This is a genomic window from Pedobacter sp., assembly GCF_037719805.1.
GTDB lineage: Bacteria > Bacteroidota > Bacteroidia > Sphingobacteriales > Sphingobacteriaceae > Pedobacter.
Genome location: NZ_JBBJLZ010000001.1, coordinates 154166 through 177844, shown reverse-complemented (window position 1 = coordinate 177844; position 23679 = coordinate 154166). Strand labels below are relative to the sequence as shown.

Below are 23679 nucleotides of genomic sequence, written 5' to 3'. Positions count from 1 at the left end.
AAAGCCACTCAATCGAGTGGCTTTTTTTATTATAAGATCAGAATTTCTTGTTAGAGTTGCCAAGCCGTCTTAAGACTAATGTGCCTAAAATACCTGCAGCGATCGAAGCAATCAGGATCCCATATTTCGCCTGATTGATCAACAACGGGTTTTCAAAAGCAAGGCCGCTGATAAATAAAGACATTGTAAATCCGATTCCTGCAAGTAAGGCGACCCCCGCAACATGTTTCCAACTCGCCTCATGTGGAAGGCTTGCGAAGCCTAATTTTACCATTATCCAGCAAAACAACAGGATGCCAGCAAACTTACCAATGATCAATCCACAAGCTACACCAATGGAGACTGGGTTAATTACGGACGAAAAGAAATCAGCATTGATTACAATGCCAGCATTTGCTAAAGCGAACAAAGGCATAATACCGAAGGCTACCCAGGGATGAAGTCCATGTTCTATCGTTTGTAAAGGAGTTTCAGCTGCCATACTTAACGTCTTAACGCTTTGTATCGTCTTATTTTGCTTTGGGGTGATCAAACTACCTCTTTCGGGAATGTCTACTTCAAAATCGTACGAAAGCCTGCGCAAATTGCTAGCGTATACTTGTTCATTTATTTTGGTGACTGCTGGGATAGTAAAAGCAACAAGCACCCCAGCGATGGTTGCATGTACCCCTGAAAGCAGAAAGCCTATCCAGACTCCGAGACCGATGATCAGGTAGAAAAAGCTGTTTCTTACACCTAAGAGGTTTCCAATTATTAACAGGGCAAGAAAGCCCCCGCCGATGGCTAGAGAGGTAAAGTTAATTTCAGCTGTATAAAAAAAAGCAATAACTAATACCGCTCCAAGATCGTCTGCAACAGCCAGGGCTGAGAGAAACACCTTTAGTGAAGATGGTATATTGTTGCTTGCCATAGACAATAATGCAAGTGCGAAGGCGATATCGGTGGCCATAGGGATTCCCCAACCGTGCGCCGCATCGGTACCAAAGTTAATCGCATAATAAATGATTGCTGGCACCAGCATTCCCCCTAACGCTGCCGCCATCGGAAGCGACGCCTTTTGAAGGGAAGATAGCTCCCCCTCCATAAATTCACGTTTAAGCTCCAGACCGATCACAAAAAAGAAAACCGCCATTAAGCCGTCGTTTATCCAAATGTGCAATGGTTTGCTCAATACGGTGGTGTCAAAACCTACAGAAAAGTTGATGTGCCAGAGATGCTCGTAAAAGTCGTGATAGGGTGAATTAGCCCATACAATGGCAATTATTACACTAACAAGCAGTACGATCCCACTGGTATATTCCAAATGAATAAACCGGCTTACCGGTGCCATTATCTTGTCAATCGCTGATTTTTCCATTTAGTTACCTGTAAATTCCAAATATACGGCTTTCGAAATATCGGAATTAATTGGCAGGTGCAATATTTGGTTGTTTATTTACACCTTTCTCGGAAAAACTCCTGCTGGATTGGTCGTATTCAGTACCGAAGTTACACTAGAGATCACGCCAGCGATATTGGAGAGATCTGCCGGTACAATCATGGTATTATTTACCTTCGCGAGTTTTCCAAATTCAGTAAGGTACTGCTCCGCAATACGCAGATTTACCGCATTCATTCCACCCTCTTGATTGATGGATTTCGCAATTTCCAGTATTCCTTTTGCTGTGGCGATAGCAACCATTTCTATCTCAGATGCCGTACCGCTGGCTTCATTAATTTTACGCATTTTTTCTCCTTCAGATCTGGCGATCATTTCTTGCTTATCTCCTTCAGCGCGGTTGATCTTCGCCTGTTTATCACCTTCAGATTCCGCAATTAAGGCTCTTTTCTCTCTTTCGGCTCGCATTTGCTTTTCCATTGCGTCCCTTATACTTTGTGGAGGAGAAATATTCTTTACCTCATACCTTGAAACCTTTATGCCCCAGGGCTCGCTAGCTTTATCAACAGCGCCTACAATGGTCGCATTCACAGTTTCTCTTTCCTCAAAGGTTTTGTCTAGTTCCATTTTACCAATTACGCTTCGCATAGTTGTTTGTGAAATCTGGATGACTGCAAAGCGATAATTATCAATACCGTACGATGCCTTTTGTGGATCCATTACTTGTAAATACAAAATTCCATCAACCTCTACTGCGATATTATCTTTGGTGATGCAAATTTGTGAGGCAACATCTATCGCCTGCTCCTTCAGGTTCTGCTTGTAGGCAATCTTGTCAATAAAAGGGATTAAGATATGGAACCCAGCTTCCAGTGAGCGACTATACTTTCCAAGTCGTTCTACAATAAATACGGACCTTTGAGGTACGATTTTAAACGTAGAAAGGAACGCAATAAAGATAAAGACTGATAAGATAATGAGAATGTACGTAGAAGGGGTCATAAGCTTTTATGGGATTTAACAACGAGTAATATACTTCTGGTTTCGGTGATCATTACATTTTCTCCAGCGGAAATGACATCGTTTGATGTCGCGTCCCAGCTTGTTCCTTTAAAGTCAACTTTTCCATTGGAACCTGGAATAATAGACGTCTCTGCCCGGCCAATCTTTCCAATGAATTCATCTTCGAGTTGTTTGGAATTCACACCTATCATTCCTAGTTTCGTTTTAACCCACTTTCTAAACAACAAGACTGTAAGTAAGGAACTGGAAATAAATAAGATGATTTGAAGATTGATGGAGACATCAAAGAATAGGGATACAATGGCCACAAACCAAGCTCCTAAGCCAAAGAAAAATAGAATGAAGCCAGGAATTAGAAACTCCAGAACAAAGAAGGCAAATCCAATGCAAAACCAAATTACTGCATCATTGAGCGTTTCATTCATGTTCAATTATATATGGTTAAGGAAAAATCCCTAATAGTTAAATATAGTTATTTTTACACTTATCGCCGTATTTATAACGCAAATTACAGCTTACCTTCACCGCATCGGCGAACACAAGTACTTGAATTTCAATCTTTCCTACAGCGCCTTTGGCCTCCGTCAGGACTGATCTACTAGTCTATTACGGCTTTCCCCTGTTAGGTGTCTGCTTGACTTCATATAGAGGTCTGGACGTTCTAAAACTCTAGAATGGTAGTGTAAATAATTGGACTTTATCGAGCTTAGACTTTGAAGCACATCGTGGATAATAAAGAGAATGTTAAAAGCACTCAAATTGGGTTGTCGTTATTAGTTATATTAGTTGTGAAATAGAGCGTTTCAATAACCAGAATACGCGATTAAAACTTAAATCATATGTTAGAATATATAAGTCAACCCTGGCCTTGGTACACGTCCGGGGCTGTCATTGCGATGGTGATGATCCTGCTGCTTTACTTTGGGAAATCTTTTGGCTTTTCTTCCAATTTGAAAACTATATGTACTCTGGTTGGAGCAGGCAAGAACGTTAAGTTTTTTGACTTCGATTGGCGCAAACAACAATGGAACCTGCTGTTTTTAGTGGGAGCAATTCTTGGCGGCTATATTTCTAATACTTTTTTAGCGAGTAATTCACCTATGAACCTCTCTTTTGACACCATTAAAGACCTCGAAAATCTAGGGATTAAGTTCGATGGTCAGCTAAATCCTGAACAACTTTTCAGTTTGCAATCCCTTTCGTCTTTCAAAGTGATTAGTTTATTATTGTTCGGAGGTATTATGGTAGGTTTTGGAAGCCGGTACGCTGGAGGTTGTACATCAGGACATGCGATTAGTGGGTTATCTAATCTCCAAGTCCCCTCATTGATTGCCGTTTTCGGCTTTTTTATCGGCGGCCTTATTATGACCCATCTTCTTTTCCCTATTATCTTTTAAGCTATGAAGTTTCTGAAATACACTTTTACAGGGATATTATTCGGTATTGTAATGACCAAATCGGAAGCAATCTCCTGGTTTAGAATTCAAGAAATGTTTCGGTTTCAGTCGTTCCATATGTTTGGAATAATAGGTACCGCAGTTTTTCTAGGTACTACAGCGGTGTATTTGATAAAGAAATTTAGCGTCAAGGACCTTAATGACGAACCGATTATTTTTAATGATAAAGAACCTGCTTGGAGAAAATACCTCTTTGGAGGTATAATTTTTGGACTGGGTTGGGCATTGACAGGGGCATGTCCGGGTCCCATCTTCGTTGCAATAGGCTACGGCTATTTGGGGATGATTGTAGTCGCTTTCGGTGCTGTTTTAGGAACTTATGTTTATGGAGTTTTCAAAGAAAGTCTGCCACATTAACCCGATCATCTATGAACAAGCATTTTAAAAGCAAACCTGACACTAGGTGGTATAGTTTTTCTAATATTGGTGCCGTTGCTATGGCGGCTTTTGTTATTGCAATGTTTTTTAGTCCTGAATTGAAGGGACGCCTTATTCAAGGGCTAATGTACATTGGCTTATTTCAGCCGGCCATTCCGATCAGTATAAATAAAAACAATAGGCCGTCAGGCATTGAAGATGCGGCTTTCAAAAGTCAGGAAGTGAAATTGATCAGGCTTTCTGATCTGAAAGGTAAAGTTGTATTCCTGAATTTTTGGGCTACCTGGTGTCCCCCCTGCATCGCGGAAATGCCCTCCATTGATCGGTTACACAGGAGATACAAAAATGAAGATGACATTGTTTTCCTAATGGTGGATGTAGACAGCAAAATGGAATCATCGATGGAATTTATGAAAAAGCGTGATTTCGGGATGCCTGTTTATGTACCTGCAATTGCCACGCCCGTAATGTACTTTTCTGGCGCTATGCCTACAACGGTTATTCTTGATAAATCTGGAAATGTCGTTTTTAAACATGTGGGTGCAGCAGATTACAGTAATCCGGATGTTTCTGATTTCATTGACAAGTTGCGTTTGTAATGTCATCTGTAATAAATGCCCCCAGTAAAGAGTTAGCCTGGGTGAAAAAACTAAAGCACGAAGTAAATGAAACCAATAATAGATGCTCAGGAGTTCAATACCTTAAATAAAGCTAAGTTCATACTCTTTGATGTTAGCGCAGGTTCCAGGCCGAGGTATGATTCAGAACATTTAAAGGGCGCCTTTTACATTGATTTGAATACTGATTTAGCGAAGATCGATGATTATGCTAAAGGAGGAAGGCATCCCCTTCCCTTGCTCGACGATTATTTTAAGGTATTGGAGTCCTTTGGCGTTACCAAGGATAGTCATGTGATTCTTTATGATGATAAAAATGGCGCTAATGCAGCGGCAAGATTTTGGTGGATGTTGCGATCAATAGGGCATGAGAAGGTTCAAGTGATAAACGGCGGATATCAGGCTGCTCTTGCTGCGGGATTTCCGGTCTCATTGGATGTAGGCTCCCCCAAGCCCTCGATATATTTGAGAACCAAAGAGTGGCAGCTAAAGACCGCAACAATTGCTGAGGTGCAACTTGCAAGAGAAAGCACTAAAAATCTTATTATCGACGTAAGGGATGCGGACAGGTTTGCAGGGTTAACCGAGCCAATTGATTTGATTGCCGGTCACATCCCCGATGCTATAAATGTTCCTTTCACTGAAAATTTGGATGCTAATGGGTTGTTCCTGTTCGCAGATGATCTTGCAAAAAAGTATCAGATCATCGTTGGAGATTTGGATATAGATGACATTATTGTTCACTGTGGTTCTGGAGTAACCGCTTGTCATACCCTGTTGGCGTTTGATTATGCTGGCCTTGGAATTCCACGACTCTACGTTGGAAGTTGGAGTGAATGGAGCAGGAGCAATAACTTGAGCGTGACTCGGCCTGGGTTATAGATTTGGTTTATGTGAGTGTGCCTCGAAGGAGAAGTGCTCGGGCAGTATTTCCGCCTTTTCTCTAGACAAAAGGCGGATCCAACGCGCGAGCATGGCGCATTCAAGGCGGGAGCAGTCAGACTCAACTTGATTACTTTAACTTTGCTTTTAGCACCTATTTTTGTAAGTTAGCAACAATCTCATCATTACAAAATGCGATGTCTTATGAAGCAACCGGCAATTCTGATTGTTATTCTAGCACTTTCATTACAAGGTTGCGGCCAAAGTGAGCGCGAAAAGAATTTACAAGAGCAACAGATGGAAATCAACAAGAAAGAGCAACAGCTATTTGTTTGGGAACAACGTTTGAAATTAAGGGAACAAGAACTCAATGCTGCCAGACACGTTCTTGATAGTTCTCACCTTCAGATTGATACTGCTTATAATCCTTTAATTACTGGTAAATGGGTCGCTAAGATGATCTGTACTAAAACCAGTTGCGACGGCTCAGCAATTGGAGACACAAAGACCGAACAATGGGATATCAGCTATAATGGCGAAGAGGTAGTGGTCAAAGCTTATTCAGGCCCGGTGTTAATCAGGGTATATACCGGCTCCTACAAAAATAAAGTCCTTAAAATCGTAGATGAAAAGCCAAACCTAGAAGCGCTAATTAGTGCCAATCTGAATTTTATCGATAGTACCAGAATGGATGGCCTAAGAGAGATTAGTCAGAAAGACTGCAAGATCATTTACGAGCTGACTTTAGAGAAGTCGAAGTAATTATGAACATGATCTTACTATCTTCCCTGGACTTTTCGCTGCCACTTAAAAATCCAGTGATTATATTCTCATTGGTATTGTTTATCATCTTGTTCGCCCCTATATTATTTAATAAGATTAAAGTCCCGCATATTATCGGATTAATTATTGCCGGCGTAATCGTTGGTCCATATGCATTAAATCTATTAACAAGAGATAGCAGTATTGTTCTTTTTGGAACGGTCGGTTTGTTGTACATCATGTTTTTAGCCGGACTAGAGATCGATCTCGCTGAATTCAAGAAGAACCGTAAGCAGATTCTGACTTTCGGGATGCTTACCTTCATATTTCCGCTTACTGTTGGCACAATAGCAAGCTATTATCTGCTCGGCTATGGATTTTTATCGTCTTTGCTGTTAGCCAGCATGTTTTCAACCCATACCTTGGTTTCTTATCCAATTGCGAGTAAATACGGAGTGATCAAAAATAAAGCGGTCAGCATGACTGTAGGAGGGACAATGATTACAGACATCCTTGCCTTACTCATTCTTGCCGGAATAGCAGGCATGACAAAAGACACGGTGAGTTCAGCGTTTTGGATTCAACTTGGCGGCTCAGCGGCGGTTTTCGTTGGGGTAGTTTTTGGTATATTTCCTTACATCATTAGGTGGTTCTTTAAGCATTTCGAAGACAGTATTTCTCAATATATTTTCGTTTTGGCGATGGTTTTCCTGGCTTCCTTCCTGGCAGAAGTTGCCGGTATTGAAGCAATTATTGGCGCTTTCTTTTCGGGATTGGTACTGAACAAGTTTGTTCCGCACAGTTCACCCCTCATGAACAGAATAGATTTTGTTGGCAATGCCTTGTTTATTCCTTTCTTTCTGATCAGTGTAGGAATGCTGGTTGATGTGACCGTACTGGTGAAAGGATGGGGGGCATTGAAGGTTGCAGGTGTGATTTTGACTGTAGCGCTTTCTACCAAATACCTGGCTGCCTGGCTAACCCAAAGAATTTTTAATATGACTAAAGTGGAGGGGACGATGATCTTTGGATTAAGTGCTTCTCATGCGGCGGCTACTTTGGCTATTATTCTGGTTGGCTACAATATCATCACAGGTGAAACAAGTTCTGGGGAACCAATTAGGCTGTTAAGTGAAGATGTTCTAAATGGCACCATTTTGTTGATCCTTGTCAGTTGTGGTGTAAGTTCATTCGTAGTGGAGGGAGCTTCGAAAAGGATGGCCATGGAACAAGAAGAAAGCTCCGCAGAGGAGGAGCAACCGAACGATAGGGTATTAGTTTCTCTGGCTTATCCTGATATGATCGCTTCCCTTGTTGATTTTGGTATCATGTTGAAGTCTAAGAGAATGCATTCTTCCATTTATGGGTTAAATGTAATTGACGATGAACGGTCTGTTACCAACGGCATTGGAGCTTCAAAGAAGATAATTGAAAGAGCCATCTCACATGCTTCATCTTCTGAAAACAGCCTGATTCCTATCACCAGATACGATTCCAGTATCAGCAATGGAATTGTATATACAATCAAAGAACATCGAGTGAGTGACGTGGTTATTGGGCTCCACAAGCAGGCAGATCAACATACTTTTTTAGGTACTAAAGCAGAAAGCATCATTAGACGGGTTCATGAAACTATTTATATTTATAAGCCAATTCAGCCTTTCAATACCTTCCAGCGAATTGTAGTCGTGATGCCACCAAAAGCGGAGACCGAACCAGGCTTTCTACATTGGTTAAAAAAACTAGTGTTGATGGGTAAGGAAGCTGCTATACCTATCTATTTTTATGGCACCCTGACTGCTAACGATTCGGTGAGAAGAGTAGTTGAGAAGTCACCTGGAGCGACTGAGCTACATTTTAAAACATTTGATAATTGGGATGACTTCCTTATTTTCAGTAAAGAATTAAAGGCAAATGACCTATTCGTTATTGTTTCTTCCAGAAAAGGTCACGATTCTTATATTCCCCAGTTGAACAAACTGCCCTATCACCTTTCTAATTATTTTGCTGAGCAGAGCTTCATCATTTTATATCCCAAGCAACTGGAGTCTGGGATTAACATGGGAGATATTGAGCAGGCTGATAGCAATCTAATTGAATCGATTTCTGGTCAGATAGATACAATAGGAAAAGCAGGTAAGTATTTAAGGGGTCTTATCAAATCAAAATAACGGTTATGTTATCTGCTGCAGATATAGACAAGCGGCTAAAAGGGGATATAACATTAAAAACTAAAGAGCAGGTCGTTTGTTTTTATCGAAAGATGCTATTATGGAATCATTGAAGAGAAGAAAGTTTATTGGTTTAAGTCTCACTGCTGCTGGCGTTGTTACTGTGGGAGCTATTACGGGATCGCCGTTGGAGGCTTTTAGTACAACTTCTTTAGAACAAGAGCATATGCAGGGTTTTATCTTTAAACAAGACCCTTTGCCTTATAAGTATGGCGCATTAGAGCCTTCTATTGATGCTATGACGATGGAGATTCATTATACTAAACATCATGCTGCCTATATTAAAAATGTGAATGAGGCCATCAAGGCAGAAAATCTGAGTTATAAAACGGAGGCTGAGTTTTTTGCAAATGCCTCTAAATTATCCCCAAAAGTTAGAAACAACGCGGGTGGTGCCTGGAACCATAATTTCTTCTGGGCCTCTATGCGACCAACCCCCTCAACACTACCAGCAGGAAAATTGAAAACAGCAATTGATAAGTCGTTCGGCTCTTTCGACGCTTTTAAAGCTGAGTTTTCCAAAGCTGCAGCGGGTCAGTTCGGCTCGGGATGGGCTTGGTTAGTATCTGACAATGGGACGTTAAAGATTGGTGGTACTCCGAATCAGGACAATCCACTCATGGATGATGCAAGTATAAAAGGCAAGCCGCTTTTAGCAATAGATGTATGGGAGCATGCCTATTATCTTAAATATCAAAATAGAAGACCTGATTACGTGACTGCATGGTGGAACCTGGTGAATTGGGACCAGGTTTCGAAAAGGTTCAGCTGATAGTTCGGTCTGCAAGGTTAAGGCAATTTCTTGTTATAAAAAAAAAGCCCCGTTTTTTGCGGGGCTTTTTAATTTAGTATGACTTAGCTTAGGAGTTCTTGCATGTCCCTATCTGCTGTTGGAATTTTCTTTAGGAAGTCATCAAAACCAGGACTCTCCTGTGAACTGTACATCCCATAAGCGTCTAATATGTAGCCTACCTGACCATCCTTATCTTCCAGAATGTAAAGAACTGAGTTATCTCCCGGATCAGAGTCTCCTTCAAAACGGTAAGTTTTGATTATTGTAAGATCTTCTGGTTTATATATTTTATTTACACCAACCCCTTGCATTTTGCCGTGATCAGTCATTTTTATTTCGTTATCTAAACCTTTAAGCCTTAATTTTTCTAGTATTTGGCTAAGGGTATTCATTTCTGCTGGACGTTCCATAACAATTGTTTATTTTAATAACATATATTGAAGTGAATGGTTTTGACTTACAAGCTAAAGGCTGACTTAACCTGATCAACAAAATCAAGCTTTTCCCAGGTAAACAATTCGACGGTAACTACCTTTTCTTCTCCACCCGGAGCTCTAAAAGTTTTGGTAACCGTTTCCGGTTTACGTCCCATGTGGCCATATGCTGCAGTCTCACTGTAGATTGGGTTTCTTAACTTTAAACGTTGCTCAATGAAGTAAGGGCGCATATCAAATAGCTCTTCTACAATCTTAGCGATCTCACCATCTGTTTTATCCACCTTACTTGTTCCATAGGTATTGATATAAATTCCCATTGGCTTTGCTACCCCAATTGCATAACTGACCTGTACTAGAATCTCTTCTGCAACACCGGCAGCCACTAAGTTTTTTGCAATGTGACGAGTTGCATAGGCAGCACTTCTGTCTACTTTACTTGGATCTTTTCCAGAAAATGCTCCACCGCCATGAGCGCCTTTACCACCGTAGGTATCTACAATGATCTTGCGTCCGGTTAGGCCGGTATCACCATGTGGCCCGCCTATTACAAACTTCCCGGTCGGGTTGATATGGTATTTGATCTGATCATTGAACAAATGTGCGTACTTAGGATATTTTGAGATGATTCTTGGCACCAGGATGTCAACAAGATCTTTCTTTATTTTAGAAAGCATTGTTGCTTCTTCATCAAAGTCATCATGTTGAGTAGATATTACAATAGCATCAATTCTGACAGGTCTGTTGTTATCGTCATATTCCAACGTTACCTGGGATTTAGCATCAGGACGGAGGTATTTGATGGTTGTATTCTCACGTCTAAGACCCGCAAGCTCCTGCAGCAATTTATGAGAAAGGTCTAATGCCAAAGGCATGAAATCTTCGGTTTCGTTGGTTGCATAACCAAACATCATTCCCTGATCACCGGCCCCTTGTTCTTCTTTGTTGGTTTTATCTACACCTTGGTTAATGTCTTGTGATTGCTCATGGATTGCAGAGAGGATACCACATGAGTTTGCTTCAAACATATATTCACTTTTCGTGTAGCCAATCTTTTTGATTACATCGCGGGCAATTTGCTGAACATCCAGGTAAGTCTTAGACTTTACTTCTCCTGCAAGAATCACTTGTCCGGTTGTAACCAGTGTTTCGCAGGCTACTTTTGACTCGGGGTCAAATGCTAAGAAGTTATCAATAAGGGCATCTGAGATTTGATCTGCGATTTTATCAGGATGACCTTCAGAAACTGATTCGGACGTAAAAAGATATGACATTATATATAATTTATTTTGGATTAAACAATTATACAAATGTAACTGATCCTGAAAACAGGCAGTAAATTGAAGTGTATGTACTATTAGCACTTTTTTTTACGTGGTTGCAATCCCGCTATTTGTAAAGAATAGCATCGCAAATCAGTCCACTTGACGCGGCTAAAATACTACATATATTTAAAATAGTCAAAAAATATCGATTATTTTGCGGTGCCGTTAACCCGCAGCTTGTGTCTAGATCCAATATCTTATTTATCATAAATCCCATTTCGGGAGGGAAAAACAAATTGAAGCTTCCTTTGCTGATTGGCAAGTTATTAGATCTTAGCAAATTCATTCCAAGCTACAGTTTTACTGAATATGCCGGGCATGCAGCTGAGCTTGCGGAAGAGGCAGCTAACAGGAATTTTGATATTATAGTAGCGGTTGGAGGTGATGGAACAATAAACGAGGTAGCTTCAAAAGTTCAAAAGTTTAATAAGATATTGGGGATCATTCCGTTTGGGTCTGGAAATGGCTTAGCTCGCTTTTTAAAGATTCCGCTTACACCTTCTAGTGCAGTACGGGTTATCAACAACCTTCATGTGATCACCATTGATACCGGATTGTTTAATGGCCGTGGCTTTTTTAATATGGCTGGAATGGGATTTGATGCTTATATCAGTTCTGTTTTTGCTGAGGATAAGTCCAGGGGCCTAACAGGTTATTTAAAGCTTGGTCTGAAAGAAGTACTAAGGTATAAGGCGCAAACGTACGATTTGATTATAGACGATAAAAAATATTCCTTTAAGGCTTTTTTAATCAGTATCGCTAATTCTTCCCAGTATGGAAACAATGCTTACATTTCACCTGCAGCCTCTGTAACCGATGGGTTGTTGGATATTTGTATAGTTAAGGAGTTTTCAATGATGAAGCTGCCGGTTTTAGCCTATGAGATGTTGATGGCGAAAACGGATCGGTCAAAATATGTAAATATCATAAAAGGTCGGGAAATCACTATCAAGCGTGTGGATGAGGGCGCGGTACATATTGATGGCGAACCTTTATTTATGGGTAAAGACATTAAAATCTCAATTGTGCCGCTTTCCTTGAATGTAATTATCCCAACGTATTAACACTAAGAATATAGTATGAAACCGAAAAAGAAAACGTTGAGCGACCTGGGAGGAATAATGTATTCAACAGATCCGTCATTTGTTGTGTCGTCTGTTGAAGATGATCAGCCCGCTATGACTGTTCCGAAGAATCAGCAGAACTTGCGTGTAATGCTAGATAAAAAGAACCGGGGAGGAAAGGCGGTGACGCTAGTTACAGGTTTTAATATGGATGAAGAGGAGATTGAAAAACTCGGGAAGCAGTTAAAGACGAAATGTGGCGTTGGTGGTTCTGCAAAAGGGGGAGAAATATTAATTCAGGGCGATTTTAGGGACAAGATTGTGGATCTGCTTCTAAAGGAGGGGTTTAAGGTTAAGAAGTCAGGGGGATAAACCGAAGAATATTCTGACTGCTATTCTATAGGGTTGTTAAAATCATGCTAAAGCATTTTTTTTTAGTCTAAAATTTGCATTTTAGTTTTTTTTTAGTTTTAATTGTGAAAGATTGTCTCCCTAAGAGAGGCAGTCTTTTTTTTCTTATAAGGTATTACAAACAAGGGGAAACGATCAACGAAACGAATTGGATACATAACTATAATTTAATTTGGATTTAAAATCAAAGTTATAAATTTGTTATTGCAACAATTGTTTTTAATAGTCGTTGTGTGTATTACGGAATAATAAATCTAAATTTAAAAAACAAAGTACTAAAACTAAAAACTAAAAAAAAAATGGCAAACGCACCAAAACCAACAACAGTGAAAAAAGAAAGCTCTTCTTCGGCTTCAAATTTATTTGCAACCTTAACTATTCCAATTTGTATCATCATTGGAATCTTAATCTACAAGTTCATACTTGGAGATCCAACTAACTTCATTGATGATAATGCAGAAAACTTGCCTAAAGTAGGAAACTACGCTGGTATGGCTTACAAAGGTGGAGTTATTGTACCAATCCTAATGGGTATGTTTTTGATGGTGATCGTTTTTTCAGTAGAGCGTTTGATCGTTATTAGTAAAGCAACAGGAACTGGTAGCTTAGATGGCTTTGTAAAAAAAGTTCAAGGATTCTTAAATGTTAACAACATCGAAGCAGCAGTTGCTGAGTGTGACAAACAAAAAGGATCGGTTGCGAACGTGATCAAATCAGGATTGAAAAAATATCGTGAGATGGAAACTGAAACTAACATGGATACAGATCAAAAATGTTTAGCTATCCAAAAAGATATCGAAGAGGCCACAACTCTTGAAATGCCGATGTTAGAGCAAAACTTAACTGTTATTGCAACATTAGTATCAGTGGGTACACTAATGGGTCTATTGGGTACGGTAACAGGTATGATCAAGGCCTTTGGTGGATTGGCTAACTCTGGAGCTCCGGATCAGGCTGCACTAGCAACTGGTATCTCTGAGGCCCTAATCAACACAGCAACTGGTATCGGAACTTCAACTTTTGCAATTATCATGTATAACATTCTTACTTCGAAAATTGACAAGTTGACTTATGCGATTGATGAAGCAGGATTTAGCATCATCCAAACTTATGCAAGTACGCATAAATAAAAAATAATGAATTATTTTTTACCGGCTTTATGGAAAACCGGAAGAATTAACATCATTAGTAAAAACATAAGTAATTTTTAAACATTATGCCAAGAGCAAAGGTTCAAAGAAAGAGTACTTCGATAGATATGACCGCAATGTGCGACGTATCTTTCTTACTGCTTACTTTCTTTATATTAACAGCGACAGCGCGTCAGCCCGATCCTTTGGAGGTAACTATACCGACTTCGACTTACAAATTTAAAGTTCCTGACGTCGATATCGCTATCTTATCCATTGGGAAAGGAAAAGTGTTTTACGAGGTAGTAGGGAAAGATGTAAAGATGGCTACCCTTGATAAGATGGGCGAGCGTTACAACATTAAGTTTACTCCTCAACAGAGAGAGAGATTTGGAGTAATTGGAGCATTTGGAGTTCCGATAGCAAACCTTCCGGCTTTTATTGATATGAGTGGAGACCAACGTACTAAGTATTTAGACAGTAGCGAGGGAATTCCGACAGATTCAGTAAATAATCAATTGTCTGAATGGCTTTTACAATCTCGTAATTCCGTTGCTGAATTGCATCAGACACAAATGAGGGTAACCTTAAGAGGTGACGGTGCAGAAGAATATCCTGCTGTTAAAAAGATTGTGGACATACTCCAGAAACAAAAAATAAATAAATTCAGTTTAATTACATCCACCGAATAGGCGGTGCCAGATAAAAAAATACTATGGCAGAATTAGATACCTCCGGCGGAGGCAAAAAAGGCGGGAAAGTAAGAAGCAAGAAAGCGAGCACCAAGGTAGATTTAACTGCGATGGTGGATCTTGCCTTCTTATTGATCACTTTCTTTATGCTAACTACGTCCCTGTCCAAACCAATCGCGATGGACATCGCCAAGCCAGATCAGGAAGACAATGATGTTAAGCTTGAACTACGTGCTTCTGAGACTATGACTATTCTATTAGGTAAAAATAATAAGATAGCCTGGTATATGGGAGAAGCAGGAAAGAGTCAGCCTAACATTGAAGGATTTGGTGACATCAGAAAATCCATTATCAAAAATAAAGAAGATTTGATGAAGGCCAGAAGGAGACAACTCATTGTAATTATCAAACCTACTGAGGGTGCGAATTACAAGAATTTTGTTGACATCATGGACGAATTAAATATCGCTGGTATTAAAACGGCTCCTGCGATCGATGATGTATATATTCTGGACAGTGAGAAGGAAGCGATGAAAGCGGCCGGAATATTATAAATTATTAATAATAAAATATTAAGCTATGTTTGGTTCTAAAATAGATTTATTAAAAAAGGAATGGCTTGATGTTGTATTTGCAGACAAGAATAAAGCGTATGGTGCTTACGAGCTCCGTCAGCAAAGTTCTTCAAATACAGCGAAATCATTGCTGATAGCTTCAACAGTATTTATACTGTTGTTCCTTTCCCCAAGAATCGCATCCTTGTTTAAAGGACCGGAGCCTGAGGAAGAAGTTGTTGTTCCGGTTGAGATGGCAATTGCCACACCACCACCGGTTAATCCGGAAACTCCGCCACCGCCACCGGTAGAGCCACCGCCACCGAAACAAGATCAGATCAAATTCCCTCCTCCGATTGTTAAACCAGATAATCAGGTACAAGAGGAAGAGCCGCCTACCATCGAAGATTTGAAGAAGGCAGATCCTGGTCAAAAAACAATGGAAGGTGACCCTGATGCGGATATCGTTATTGCTACAGCAGCAGGTGATGGTCCGAAACAGGCTGCAGTTGTTGAAGATACAAGAGTTTATGACTTTGTGAGTCTTGAACAGCAACCTACTTTTCCTGGAGGTATGGAGAAATTCTACGCTTTCTTGAAAAAGACGGTGAAGTATCCGACAATGGCTCAAGAAAACAATATTCAAGGTAAAGTATTTCTTTCTTTCGTAGTAGAGAAAGATGGTAGCTTGACAGATATCAAGGTTGATAGAAAGCTTGGTGGAGGTACTGATGAAGAGGCAATGAGAGTCCTTAAAGCGAGTCCTAAGTGGATTCCAGGTATTCAAAATGGTAAAAAAGTACGTGTTAAATATAACATCCCGATTAGTTTTACACTGTCACAATAGATATGTTAAACTTCAAATCATTTCAACAGAAATCGCCTCAACAGCGATTTCTGTTTATTTTAGGCCTAGTCATGTTTGCCTTTTACCTTGTTCTTGGGCTTGGATTGATCCTGTGGAAAGACTTCCCTGTTAACATCGACCGTGTCTATCGAATCGTTCTTGGCGTACTGCTTATTGTTTACGCAGGGATAAGATTTGGTCGTTTAATTAATCAAAAAGAAGAAGAGTAATGAAGCATTGGAAGTTATTACTGAGCCTTGTAGTTTTTGCATCTTGTACTAATGCGGACAAGAAAACGGTCTCACTTGATTCTTCTATTGAAAGAAGAACATCAGGAGAGGTTAATATATTTGTTGACGAGTCCTTTTCGTCAATTATATCAGATCAGATCGCAGTTTTCAAGAGCGACTATAAGAATGCTACATTTAAGGTTACATCAGGAGATGAAGCCCAAATCATACCAGCTTTTGTAAATGACAGTATTCGTCTGGTTGTGCTCTCAAGGATGCTCACACATAAAGAAGATACGGCGTTTAGACGACGAGGCATAGCCCCTAAAACTTCAAGGTTCGCTATTGATGGAATTGCTTTGATCACAGGCTATAAAAATGTAGATTCTAATATCAATGTGGCCGAGGTTATCGATATTTTAAAAGGAACCTCTACCAGTGGCAAAGGGCTAGTTTTCGACAACGTTGGCTCTAGCACTTTACGTTACTTTATGACGTTAGCTAATGTAAAGAAGCTACCTGCTACAGGCGTCTATACACTTAAAGATAACAATGACGTGATCAAATATGTGGTGGATCATGAAAACTATATTGGTGTTGTTGGCGTAAATTGGTTATTGGCCAATGATGCGGGAATGAACAGTTTTATTGGAAAGGTGAAGATGATGGGCGTGAAGAATTTAAAGGGGAAACCTGGAGCAGACGATTTTTATAAGCCGATTCAAACAAACCTTATCAAAGGTATTTATCCTTTTTTAAGAAACGTTTATATTATCAATTGTGAAGCGAAAGATGGGCTAGGCACCGGTTTTGCAAACTGGGTGATGAGTCAAAGAGGTCAGCTTATTGTACTTAAGTCAGGCTTGGGTCCACACAAGATGATGCCTCGCGAATTTAACTTGAAGATTCCAAACTAAATTATATATTTGGAGAACTAAAGAAACAGTTACAATGAAATGATATTTATTTAATCAATTTCTGCTAACTTACCTAAACATTTAAAACGAAACGTGGAGTCAAAGCTGACTTCGTTACAATTAAAAAAGAGAACCGATGAAAATGACAAAGAAAGCAATAACCTTAAGTTTAGGTTTAGTAGTGATGGGTTCTGCCACTTTTGCTCAAAGTTTAGCTGATGCAAAGAAGGCGATAGATGCCGAACAGTACCAAAAAGCGACTACAATGCTTAAAGCATTGGTAAAGTCATCCGCAAAAGCGGAAAATTTTTATAGCCTTGGAGATGTCTATTTGCAAAGAGATTATTTAGACTCTGCGCGTGCTGCATTTACACAAGGAGTTACTGCCGATGCTAAAAATCCATTGAATTATGTAGGTTTAGGCCACGCAGATTTGATGGGAACTAATGCTGCGTCTGCGAAAACCAACTTTGATAAAGCAATTGAAGTTGCGTCGAAGAAAGATTATGTACCTTACCTTTACATAGGAAAATCATACCTGGCTTTAGACAAACCTGATTTCGCAGCTGCACTTCCTAATCTTCAGAAGGCAGATGAGTTGGACGATAAAGATAAGGATCCAGAGACGTTCCTTGCATTAGGTGACTACTTTGCTTTGCAGCGTAAAAATTCTGAGGCACTTCAGAACTATATGCGTGCATTAAGTATCAATCAGACATTACAACGTGCTACGGTACAGATTGGTAGGATGTATAAAGAGTCAAGGGCATTTACTGATGCTGAGACTGAACTAAAAAATGTGGTTGCAGCTGACGCGAATTACGGGCCGGCTTATAGAGAGCTTGCAGAGCTTTATATGCAATGGGCAAATCAGGAGCCGCAGAATTTTGCTGCTAAAGCTGCTGATGCATTAACGAACTACAAAAAGTATTTGGAGTTAACAGATAACTCTTACGAATCGAGATTGCGTTATGCTCAATTCTTATTTTATGCAAAAGATTTCCAGACTTTGGAAAAAGAGACTACTGCGTTAGCGGCTATGAATCCTAGCGATGGTAAAAACATCTTTGTTTCTAGATTAAGAGGCTATTCTGCATTTGAGAATAAGAATTATCCGCAGAGTCTTCAATATATGAATGACTTCTTCGCTCAAATGAAAGATACCACTCGTTTGATTTCTGATGATTATCTATATTTAGGTAAAGCTCAGTTACAAGGTAAACAAGACAGTCTTGCAGTTAAGAATATTATGAAAGCTGTTCAGATGGACTCTACTAAAGTTGAATCTTTAGCTGATGTTGCGAAATCGTTTTATGATGCAAAAGATTATCCTAGAGCTGTTTCAACCTATGCCTTAGTTAATAAGTTAAATCCAAGTGGTAAAGGTTCTGCTTACAATTTCTTTTACCATGGTGTAGCTTCATATTATTACTATGGTTCACTTATGAAAGGCGCAACTAAACCTTCTAGAGAGATACTGGTACAAGCAGACAGTTCATTCGCCACATTAGCGAAATTGGCGCCGAGTACAATTGATGCTTATCTTTGGAGAGGAAGAGTAAATACGTTTCTTGATAGCGACACTGAGCCAGTAGGATTACAATTGCCTTACTACCAACAATACTTGGATTCAGCCGAAGCGCATGTTGACAAACAGACTCCTGCAATTAAGAAAACTATGACAGAAGCTTATAACAATATTGCGGGTTTTGCTTTATACAAAAATGATAAAGACAAAGCGAAATTGTATTGGGACAAAGCCCTAGCGGTTGATCCTGCTAATAGTAAAGCTTCAGAAGGCATCAAGTCGTTAACAGCTCCTGCTGCAGCAGCTAAAACTCCTACGAAGAAAAAATAATTGCATTTATAACTTTAATGAAAAGGCAGGGTTGTTATCCTGCCTTTTTATTTTAGTTTTGCAGCAAATAAATAAGCATATGGAAACTCAAAGTGGAGCTGTCGATTTCTTACCCATCATTTTTCAAATCATTGTTGCCTTGGGTTTCGTTGTAGTCACCTTGATTGCTACTCACTATCTTGGACCACGGAGAAAAACTGCGGACAAACTGTCAACATTCGAGGCTGGAGTTAAAGTAGTCGGGAATGCCCGTCAACCCTTTTCTATCAAATACTTCCTGGTAGCGATTTTGTTTGTGCTATTTGATGTTGAAGTTATCTTTATGTATCCATGGGCTGTTAATTTCAGAGAGCTTGGAATGAATGGCATGATAGAAATGTTCATCTTTATGGGCACGCTTTTGCTAGGCTTTATTTATGTGTTAAAGAAAAAAGCGTTAGACTGGGATTAAACTATTTAGATCGTTTCTAAATGATTGAAGCCTAATTCATTTGGTTACAAAATTTGTAAATTTGTGGTTCATTCTGTGTAGGATGAGCCTTTTCTGTTTTATATCATGAGTAACATCAATATTGTAGACGCGCCTCCAGGCATTGAAGGGTCTGGTTTTTTCGCAACCTCGTTAGATAAGGTAATCGGGTTAGCCCGCTCACACTCATTATGGCCTTTACCTTTTGCAACGTCTTGCTGTGGGATTGAATTTATGGCAACTATGGGCTCTCATTATGACTTCGGTCGATTTGGCTCTGAACGCTTAAGCTTTTCTCCTCGTCAAGCAGATCTTTTGATGGTGATGGGGACTATCGCTAAAAAGATGAGTCCTGTATTGAAGCAAGTGTACTTACAGATGGCAGAGCCTCGTTGGGTAATGGCTGTTGGAGCCTGCGCATCAAGCGGCGGTATCTTTGATACTTATTCAGTATTGCAAGGAATAGATGAAATTATACCTGTGGACGTTTATGTTCCAGGCTGTCCGCCTAGACCGGAGGCTATACTCGACGGCTTTGGAAAGATTCAGGAGCTGGTTAGAAATGAATCTGGTAGAAGAAGAAATTCTGATCAGTACAAAGATATGTTGGCTTCATACGGTATAGAATAATGTCTGAAAGCCTCAACCATGATTTGATACAATCGCTAACTGAAAGGTTCGGTGAGAAAATTATTGGAGTTAATGAACCCTACGGATTGTTAACTTTTGAGACTCAAAAGGATATCATTGTAGACGTTCTAGAGTTTTTGAAGACCAACACCGTTGCAGACTTTAATTTCTTAACTGATATTACTGCTGTTCATTATCCCGAAAAGAAACTAGGTATTGCTGTGGTATATCATTTACACAGTATGGTTAAGCGGGTCCGGATAAGAGTAAAGGTATTTATAGACGAACATAATCCTACTATCCCCACTTTGACGGGTTTGTGGAATGCGGCCAACTGGATGGAAAGAGAAACTTATGACCTCTTCGGTGTTAAGTTTGATGGTCATCCTGATTTAAGACGAATACTGAACATGGATGAACTCGGTGTTCATCCGATGTTGAAGCAATACCCTCTGGAAGATCCTAACAGAGTTGATAAAAAAGATGAATACTTTGGTAGATAAGAACATATGAATCAGAATCAACCAGTATATACAGATAATGATCCTCAGAATGAATTAGTAACGCTAAATTTAGGGCCTACTCATCCTGCAACACACGGTGTATTTCAAAATGTGATCCAGTTAGATGGTGAGCGTATTGTAAGTGGTGTCTCCACGATCGGTTATATCCACCGTGCGTTTGAGAAGATTGCTGAGCACAGACCATTTTATCAAATCACTCCTTTAACAGATCGCTTAAACTATTGTTCGTCTCCCATCAATAATATGGGTTGGCATATGACAGTTGAAAAGCTTTTGAATATAAAGATGCCTAAGCGTGTTGACTATCTCCGTGTAATTATTATGGAGCTAGCCCGCATCTCTGATCACATTATCTGCAATACCATTATCGCTCAGGATACAGGTGCGACAACTACGTTTTTGTATCTGTTCCAATTCAGAGAGCACATATATGAGGTCTATGAAGAGATATGTGGAGCGCGTTTGACAACTAACATAGGTCGTATCGGAGGCTTCGAGAGAGATTTTAACGACATTGCATTTGCAAAGATCAACAAGTTTCTTATTGAGTTCCCTGTTGCTTTAAGAGAATTTGAAAGTTTGTTAAGCCGTAATCGTATTTTCATAGACCGAACCGCTAAAGTAGCGCCGGTAACTGCAGAACAAGCACTTGACTATGGTTGGACAGGCCCTTTGTTACGTGCTGCTGGTGTAGATTATGATGTTCGTGTAAGCGATCCATACTCATCCTATGATGATTTTGACTTTGATGTTCCAGTTGGGACCAGCGGAGATATCTACGATCGGTATTTGGTAAGAAATGAAGAAATGTGGCAAAGCGTTCGGCTTATCGAGCAAGCTTTAGAAAAGATTAAATTGGAACCAGCTGGAATTTTTCATGCTGATGTACCTGAATTCTATTTGCCAGCCAAGGAAGAGGTTTACAATAACATGGAAGCCTTAATTTATCACTTCAAAATTGTAATGGGTGAGATTGATGCTCCAAAAGCGGAAGTTTATCATTCTGTTGAGGGGGGTAATGGAGAACTTGGGTTTTATTTGATCAATGATGGAGGCAGAACGCCATATCGCCTTCATTTCAGGAGACCAAGTTTTATAAATTATCAAATGTTTGCTCCAATGAGTAAAGGAATGTTATTATCAGATGCCATTATTAATATGAGTAGCATGAACATTATTGCAGGAGAATTAGATGCTTAAAGTAGAAGAATACCAACCTCAGGAATTTTCGTCAGCGCTAACAGCGAAGTTTGATGAAATTGTTAAGAGGTATCCTGAAGGGAAACAGAAATCCGCTTTGCTGCCTATGTTGCACGAAACACAAGCAGAACTGGGATGGCTTAGTCCTGGTGCTATGGACAAAGTTGCTGCTTACCTAAATATTCAAAGCATTGAAGTTTATGAGGTTGCTTCTTTTTATAGCATGTACTTTTTGAAGCCTCAAGGTAGATATGTAATGGAAGTGTGCAGGACGGGACCATGTTGTTTAGTTGGTGCTGAAAAAATAATGAGCCATCTTGAAACGAGTCTTGGTGTAAAGGAAGGTGAGGTAACTGCTGATGGCTTATTTAGCTGGAGGGGTGTTGAATGTCTTGCCGCCTGTGGATACGGGCCGGTTTTACAAATTGGTCCCGAGTATACTTTTTACGAGAACTTAACCGAACAGAAAGTAGACGATTTAATTAACGATTTACGAAATAAATAATGGGACGGAAGCTGTTATTAGAACATATAAATGTACCCGGAATTAACACGTTGGAGGTCTATCGCCAAAAGGGTGGGTACCGGTCTGTTGAGAAGTCTTTAAAGACGCTAAGTCCCGATGAGATAGTAGAGGAAGTAAAGAAGTCTGGTTTAAGAGGACGAGGTGGTGCTGGCTTTCCCACGGGGATGAAATGGAGCTTTTTAGCTAAGCCTGAAGGGGTAGCCCGTTATCTGGTTTGTAATGCAGATGAATCAGAGCCAGGAACATTTAAAGACCGTTATTTAATGACACATATCCCTCATGCGTTGATTGAGGGAATGATCGTCTCCAGTTTTGCTTTGGGAGCAAGTACATCTTTCATTTACGTTAGAGGGGAAATGATGCCTCAAATTCGCATTCTAGAAAAAGCTATTGCTGAAGCAAGAAATGCGGGATTTTTAGGCCAGAATATATTAGGAACAGGTTACAATCTTGAATTGTACGTTCAGCCAGGTGGTGGTGCATATATCTGTGGTGAAGAAACAGCGCTGCTGGAATCATTAGAAGGCAAAAGAGGTAATCCTCGTATTAAACCTCCATTTCCTGCTATCGCAGGTCTGTATGGTTGTCCGACAGTGGTGAACAATGTTGAGTCAATTGCTGCTATTGTTCCCATCATCAATGATGGAGGAGAGGAGTATGCAAAAGTTGGTATAGGCAGAAGTACCGGTACAAAATTAATATCTGCATCAGGTAATCTTGTGAGACCAGGGGTTTATGAAATTGAACTGGGCTTACCTGTTGAAGAGTTTATTTACTCAGATGAAGGGTGCGGTGGTATCGCAAACGGAAAAAGACTAAAAGCAACTGTTGCCGGCGGATCTTCGGTACCAATTCTTCCTGCAAACCTAACTTTAAAGCTTGCCAATGGAGAACCACGTTTAATGAGTTACGAATCGTTATCTGAAGGCGGTTTTGCCACTGGAACAATGATGGGCTCGGGCGGCTTTATTGCCTTTGATGAAGATCAGTGTATTGTTAGAAATACGTGGAACTTTTCACGGTTCTACCATCATGAAAGCTGTGGTCAATGTTCACCTTGTAGAGAAGGGACAGGCTGGATGGAGAAAGTGTTACATAGGCTTGAGTATGGCCATGGTAAGATGAGTGATATTGACCTTCTGGTTGACGTTTCTAAAAACATAGAAGGAAATACCATTTGCCCACTGGGTGACGCTGCAGCATGGCCAGTTGCGAGTTCAATAAGACATTTTAGAGATGAATTCGAGTGGCATGTAAAAGAGCCAGCGAAAGCGTTAGAAACTAATTATGGTTTAGCAAATTATGCTGAACCTATTGCTAAAGCAGAAGTTACGACAGGAGACTAAC

27 protein-coding genes are annotated in these 23679 nt (G+C 40.0%); 22 read left to right on the top strand and 5 right to left on the bottom strand.

Going from position 1 to position 23679, the window contains the following annotated elements; translation table 11 throughout:
* Positions 1-37 precede the first annotated feature (37 nt).
* The 3 genes from nhaA to WKF66_RS00845 form a co-directional block, all read right to left on the bottom strand.
* A complete protein-coding gene (nhaA, locus tag WKF66_RS00855) occupies positions 38-1357 on the bottom strand; it encodes a Na+/H+ antiporter NhaA (RefSeq protein WP_489672508.1) in 1320 nt (439 codons plus the stop codon).
* Between the two features lie 78 nt (positions 1358-1435).
* A complete protein-coding gene (locus tag WKF66_RS00850; RefSeq protein ID WP_489672507.1) occupies positions 1436-2380 on the bottom strand; it encodes an SPFH domain-containing protein in 945 nt (314 codons plus the stop codon).
* Complete coding sequence (locus tag WKF66_RS00845) at positions 2377-2826, bottom strand: NfeD family protein (RefSeq protein ID WP_489672506.1); 450 nt, start codon at positions 2824-2826, stop codon at positions 2377-2379. The genes WKF66_RS00850 and WKF66_RS00845 overlap by 4 nt, the downstream gene beginning before the upstream one ends.
* A gap of 414 nt (positions 2827-3240) precedes the next feature.
* Here WKF66_RS00845 and WKF66_RS00840 point away from each other — a divergent pair, with 414 nt between their 5' ends.
* From WKF66_RS00840 to WKF66_RS00810, 7 genes are all read left to right on the top strand, one after another.
* Positions 3241-3798 carry a YeeE/YedE family protein gene (locus tag WKF66_RS00840; RefSeq protein ID WP_489672505.1) on the top strand — a complete coding sequence of 186 codons (558 nt, stop codon included), beginning with the start codon at positions 3241-3243 and terminating at the stop codon, positions 3796-3798.
* Between the two features lie 3 nt (positions 3799-3801).
* Complete coding sequence (locus WKF66_RS00835; RefSeq protein WP_489672504.1) at positions 3802-4215, top strand: DUF6691 family protein; 414 nt, start codon at positions 3802-3804, stop codon at positions 4213-4215.
* A gap of 11 nt (positions 4216-4226) precedes the next feature.
* Complete coding sequence (locus WKF66_RS00830) at positions 4227-4835, top strand: TlpA family protein disulfide reductase (RefSeq protein WP_489672503.1); 609 nt, start codon at positions 4227-4229, stop codon at positions 4833-4835.
* A 66-nt stretch (positions 4836-4901) separates the two neighbouring features.
* Positions 4902-5735, top strand: coding sequence for a sulfurtransferase (locus WKF66_RS00825; RefSeq protein ID WP_489672502.1), 834 nt, complete (start codon positions 4902-4904; stop codon positions 5733-5735).
* Between the two features lie 204 nt (positions 5736-5939).
* Positions 5940-6497: a hypothetical protein gene (locus WKF66_RS00820; RefSeq protein WP_489672501.1), complete on the top strand. Its 558-nt coding sequence runs from the start codon at positions 5940-5942 to the stop codon at positions 6495-6497.
* A gap of 2 nt (positions 6498-6499) precedes the next feature.
* Positions 6500-8668 carry a cation:proton antiporter gene (locus WKF66_RS00815; protein ID WP_489672500.1) on the top strand — a complete coding sequence of 723 codons (2169 nt, stop codon included), beginning with the start codon at positions 6500-6502 and terminating at the stop codon, positions 8666-8668.
* 100 nt (positions 8669-8768) lie between these two features.
* A complete protein-coding gene (locus tag WKF66_RS00810; protein ID WP_489672499.1) occupies positions 8769-9500 on the top strand; it encodes a superoxide dismutase in 732 nt (243 codons plus the stop codon).
* A gap of 83 nt (positions 9501-9583) precedes the next feature.
* Here the strand turns inward: WKF66_RS00810 and WKF66_RS00805 are convergent, their stop codons facing one another.
* Entirely contained in the window at positions 9584-9931 is a 348-nt protein-coding gene (locus WKF66_RS00805) for a hypothetical protein (RefSeq protein ID WP_489672498.1), read from the bottom strand.
* A gap of 47 nt (positions 9932-9978) precedes the next feature.
* On the bottom strand, positions 9979-11229 hold the full coding sequence (gene metK, locus WKF66_RS00800; protein WP_489672497.1) for a methionine adenosyltransferase: 1251 nt from the start codon (positions 11227-11229) through the stop codon (positions 9979-9981).
* 230 nt (positions 11230-11459) lie between these two features.
* On the opposite strand from metK, the gene WKF66_RS00795 reads away from it, so the two are divergent.
* The 15 genes from WKF66_RS00795 to nuoF all read left to right on the top strand — a co-directional run bounded on the left by WKF66_RS00795 (position 11460) and on the right by nuoF (position 23678).
* Positions 11460-12344, top strand: a complete 885-nt coding sequence (locus WKF66_RS00795) for a diacylglycerol/lipid kinase family protein (protein WP_489672496.1) — start codon at positions 11460-11462, stop codon at positions 12342-12344.
* A gap of 15 nt (positions 12345-12359) precedes the next feature.
* Entirely contained in the window at positions 12360-12716 is a 357-nt protein-coding gene (locus WKF66_RS00790; RefSeq protein ID WP_489672495.1) for a translation initiation factor, read from the top strand.
* Between the two features lie 338 nt (positions 12717-13054).
* Complete coding sequence (locus WKF66_RS00785; protein WP_489672494.1) at positions 13055-13885, top strand: MotA/TolQ/ExbB proton channel family protein; 831 nt, start codon at positions 13055-13057, stop codon at positions 13883-13885.
* Positions 13886-13971: 86 nt separating this feature from the next.
* The gene (locus tag WKF66_RS00780) at positions 13972-14577 is read left to right on the top strand and encodes an ExbD/TolR family protein (protein ID WP_489672493.1); all 606 of its coding nucleotides are present in this window, start codon (positions 13972-13974) and stop codon (positions 14575-14577) included.
* Between the two features lie 23 nt (positions 14578-14600).
* The gene (locus WKF66_RS00775) at positions 14601-15131 is read left to right on the top strand and encodes an ExbD/TolR family protein (protein WP_489672492.1); all 531 of its coding nucleotides are present in this window, start codon (positions 14601-14603) and stop codon (positions 15129-15131) included.
* A 25-nt stretch (positions 15132-15156) separates the two neighbouring features.
* Positions 15157-15978, top strand: coding sequence for an energy transducer TonB (locus WKF66_RS00770; RefSeq protein ID WP_489672491.1), 822 nt, complete (start codon positions 15157-15159; stop codon positions 15976-15978).
* A gap of 2 nt (positions 15979-15980) precedes the next feature.
* Positions 15981-16208 carry a hypothetical protein gene (locus tag WKF66_RS00765; protein ID WP_489672490.1) on the top strand — a complete coding sequence of 76 codons (228 nt, stop codon included), beginning with the start codon at positions 15981-15983 and terminating at the stop codon, positions 16206-16208.
* Positions 16208-17125, top strand: a complete 918-nt coding sequence (locus WKF66_RS00760; RefSeq protein WP_489672489.1) for a PstS family phosphate ABC transporter substrate-binding protein — start codon at positions 16208-16210, stop codon at positions 17123-17125. Before WKF66_RS00765 ends, WKF66_RS00760 begins: the two co-directional genes overlap by 1 nt.
* Before the next feature lie 136 nt (positions 17126-17261).
* Positions 17262-18983, top strand: a complete 1722-nt coding sequence (locus tag WKF66_RS00755; protein WP_489672488.1) for a tetratricopeptide repeat protein — start codon at positions 17262-17264, stop codon at positions 18981-18983.
* Between the two features lie 79 nt (positions 18984-19062).
* The gene (locus tag WKF66_RS00750; RefSeq protein ID WP_489672487.1) at positions 19063-19434 is read left to right on the top strand and encodes an NADH-quinone oxidoreductase subunit A; all 372 of its coding nucleotides are present in this window, start codon (positions 19063-19065) and stop codon (positions 19432-19434) included.
* Between the two features lie 105 nt (positions 19435-19539).
* Entirely contained in the window at positions 19540-20082 is a 543-nt protein-coding gene (locus tag WKF66_RS00745; RefSeq protein ID WP_489672486.1) for an NADH-quinone oxidoreductase subunit B, read from the top strand.
* The gene (locus WKF66_RS00740) at positions 20082-20585 is read left to right on the top strand and encodes an NADH-quinone oxidoreductase subunit C (RefSeq protein WP_489672485.1); all 504 of its coding nucleotides are present in this window, start codon (positions 20082-20084) and stop codon (positions 20583-20585) included. Before WKF66_RS00745 ends, WKF66_RS00740 begins: the two co-directional genes overlap by 1 nt.
* 6 nt (positions 20586-20591) lie before the next feature.
* The gene (locus WKF66_RS00735) at positions 20592-21806 is read left to right on the top strand and encodes an NADH-quinone oxidoreductase subunit D (RefSeq protein WP_489672484.1); all 1215 of its coding nucleotides are present in this window, start codon (positions 20592-20594) and stop codon (positions 21804-21806) included.
* Entirely contained in the window at positions 21799-22311 is a 513-nt protein-coding gene (locus WKF66_RS00730) for an NADH-quinone oxidoreductase subunit NuoE family protein (protein ID WP_489672483.1), read from the top strand. Before WKF66_RS00735 ends, WKF66_RS00730 begins: the two co-directional genes overlap by 8 nt.
* Complete coding sequence (nuoF, locus tag WKF66_RS00725) at positions 22311-23678, top strand: NADH-quinone oxidoreductase subunit NuoF (protein WP_489672482.1); 1368 nt, start codon at positions 22311-22313, stop codon at positions 23676-23678. Before WKF66_RS00730 ends, nuoF begins: the two co-directional genes overlap by 1 nt.
* Position 23679 lies beyond the last annotated feature (1 nt).

Bases quoted from the DNA above. Each gene is read 5' to 3' on its own strand.
- nhaA (WP_489672508.1), bottom strand. From the start codon at position 1,357: ATGGAAAAATCAGCGATTGACAAGATAATGGCACCGGTAAGCCGGTTT.
- WKF66_RS00850 (WP_489672507.1), bottom strand. From the start codon at position 2,380: ATGACCCCTTCTACGTACATTCTCATTATCTTATCAGTCTTTATCTTT.
- WKF66_RS00845 (WP_489672506.1), bottom strand. From the start codon at position 2,826: ATGAATGAAACGCTCAATGATGCAGTAATTTGGTTTTGCATTGGATTT.
- WKF66_RS00840 (WP_489672505.1), top strand. From the start codon at position 3,241: ATGTTAGAATATATAAGTCAACCCTGGCCTTGGTACACGTCCGGGGCT.
- WKF66_RS00835 (WP_489672504.1), top strand. From the start codon at position 3,802: ATGAAGTTTCTGAAATACACTTTTACAGGGATATTATTCGGTATTGTA.
- WKF66_RS00830 (WP_489672503.1), top strand. From the start codon at position 4,227: ATGAACAAGCATTTTAAAAGCAAACCTGACACTAGGTGGTATAGTTTT.
- WKF66_RS00825 (WP_489672502.1), top strand. From the start codon at position 4,902: ATGAAACCAATAATAGATGCTCAGGAGTTCAATACCTTAAATAAAGCT.
- WKF66_RS00820 (WP_489672501.1), top strand. From the start codon at position 5,940: ATGAAGCAACCGGCAATTCTGATTGTTATTCTAGCACTTTCATTACAA.
- WKF66_RS00815 (WP_489672500.1), top strand. From the start codon at position 6,500: ATGAACATGATCTTACTATCTTCCCTGGACTTTTCGCTGCCACTTAAA.
- WKF66_RS00810 (WP_489672499.1), top strand. From the start codon at position 8,769: ATGGAATCATTGAAGAGAAGAAAGTTTATTGGTTTAAGTCTCACTGCT.
- WKF66_RS00805 (WP_489672498.1), bottom strand. From the start codon at position 9,931: ATGGAACGTCCAGCAGAAATGAATACCCTTAGCCAAATACTAGAAAAA.
- metK (WP_489672497.1), bottom strand. From the start codon at position 11,229: ATGTCATATCTTTTTACGTCCGAATCAGTTTCTGAAGGTCATCCTGAT.
- WKF66_RS00790 (WP_489672495.1), top strand. From the start codon at position 12,360: ATGAAACCGAAAAAGAAAACGTTGAGCGACCTGGGAGGAATAATGTAT.
- WKF66_RS00785 (WP_489672494.1), top strand. From the start codon at position 13,055: ATGGCAAACGCACCAAAACCAACAACAGTGAAAAAAGAAAGCTCTTCT.
- WKF66_RS00780 (WP_489672493.1), top strand. From the start codon at position 13,972: ATGCCAAGAGCAAAGGTTCAAAGAAAGAGTACTTCGATAGATATGACC.
- WKF66_RS00775 (WP_489672492.1), top strand. From the start codon at position 14,601: ATGGCAGAATTAGATACCTCCGGCGGAGGCAAAAAAGGCGGGAAAGTA.
- WKF66_RS00770 (WP_489672491.1), top strand. From the start codon at position 15,157: ATGTTTGGTTCTAAAATAGATTTATTAAAAAAGGAATGGCTTGATGTT.
- WKF66_RS00765 (WP_489672490.1), top strand. From the start codon at position 15,981: ATGTTAAACTTCAAATCATTTCAACAGAAATCGCCTCAACAGCGATTT.
- WKF66_RS00760 (WP_489672489.1), top strand. From the start codon at position 16,208: ATGAAGCATTGGAAGTTATTACTGAGCCTTGTAGTTTTTGCATCTTGT.
- WKF66_RS00755 (WP_489672488.1), top strand. From the start codon at position 17,262: ATGAAAATGACAAAGAAAGCAATAACCTTAAGTTTAGGTTTAGTAGTG.
- WKF66_RS00750 (WP_489672487.1), top strand. From the start codon at position 19,063: ATGGAAACTCAAAGTGGAGCTGTCGATTTCTTACCCATCATTTTTCAA.
- WKF66_RS00745 (WP_489672486.1), top strand. From the start codon at position 19,540: ATGAGTAACATCAATATTGTAGACGCGCCTCCAGGCATTGAAGGGTCT.
- WKF66_RS00740 (WP_489672485.1), top strand. From the start codon at position 20,082: ATGTCTGAAAGCCTCAACCATGATTTGATACAATCGCTAACTGAAAGG.
- WKF66_RS00735 (WP_489672484.1), top strand. From the start codon at position 20,592: ATGAATCAGAATCAACCAGTATATACAGATAATGATCCTCAGAATGAA.
- WKF66_RS00730 (WP_489672483.1), top strand. From the start codon at position 21,799: ATGCTTAAAGTAGAAGAATACCAACCTCAGGAATTTTCGTCAGCGCTA.
- nuoF (WP_489672482.1), top strand. From the start codon at position 22,311: ATGGGACGGAAGCTGTTATTAGAACATATAAATGTACCCGGAATTAAC.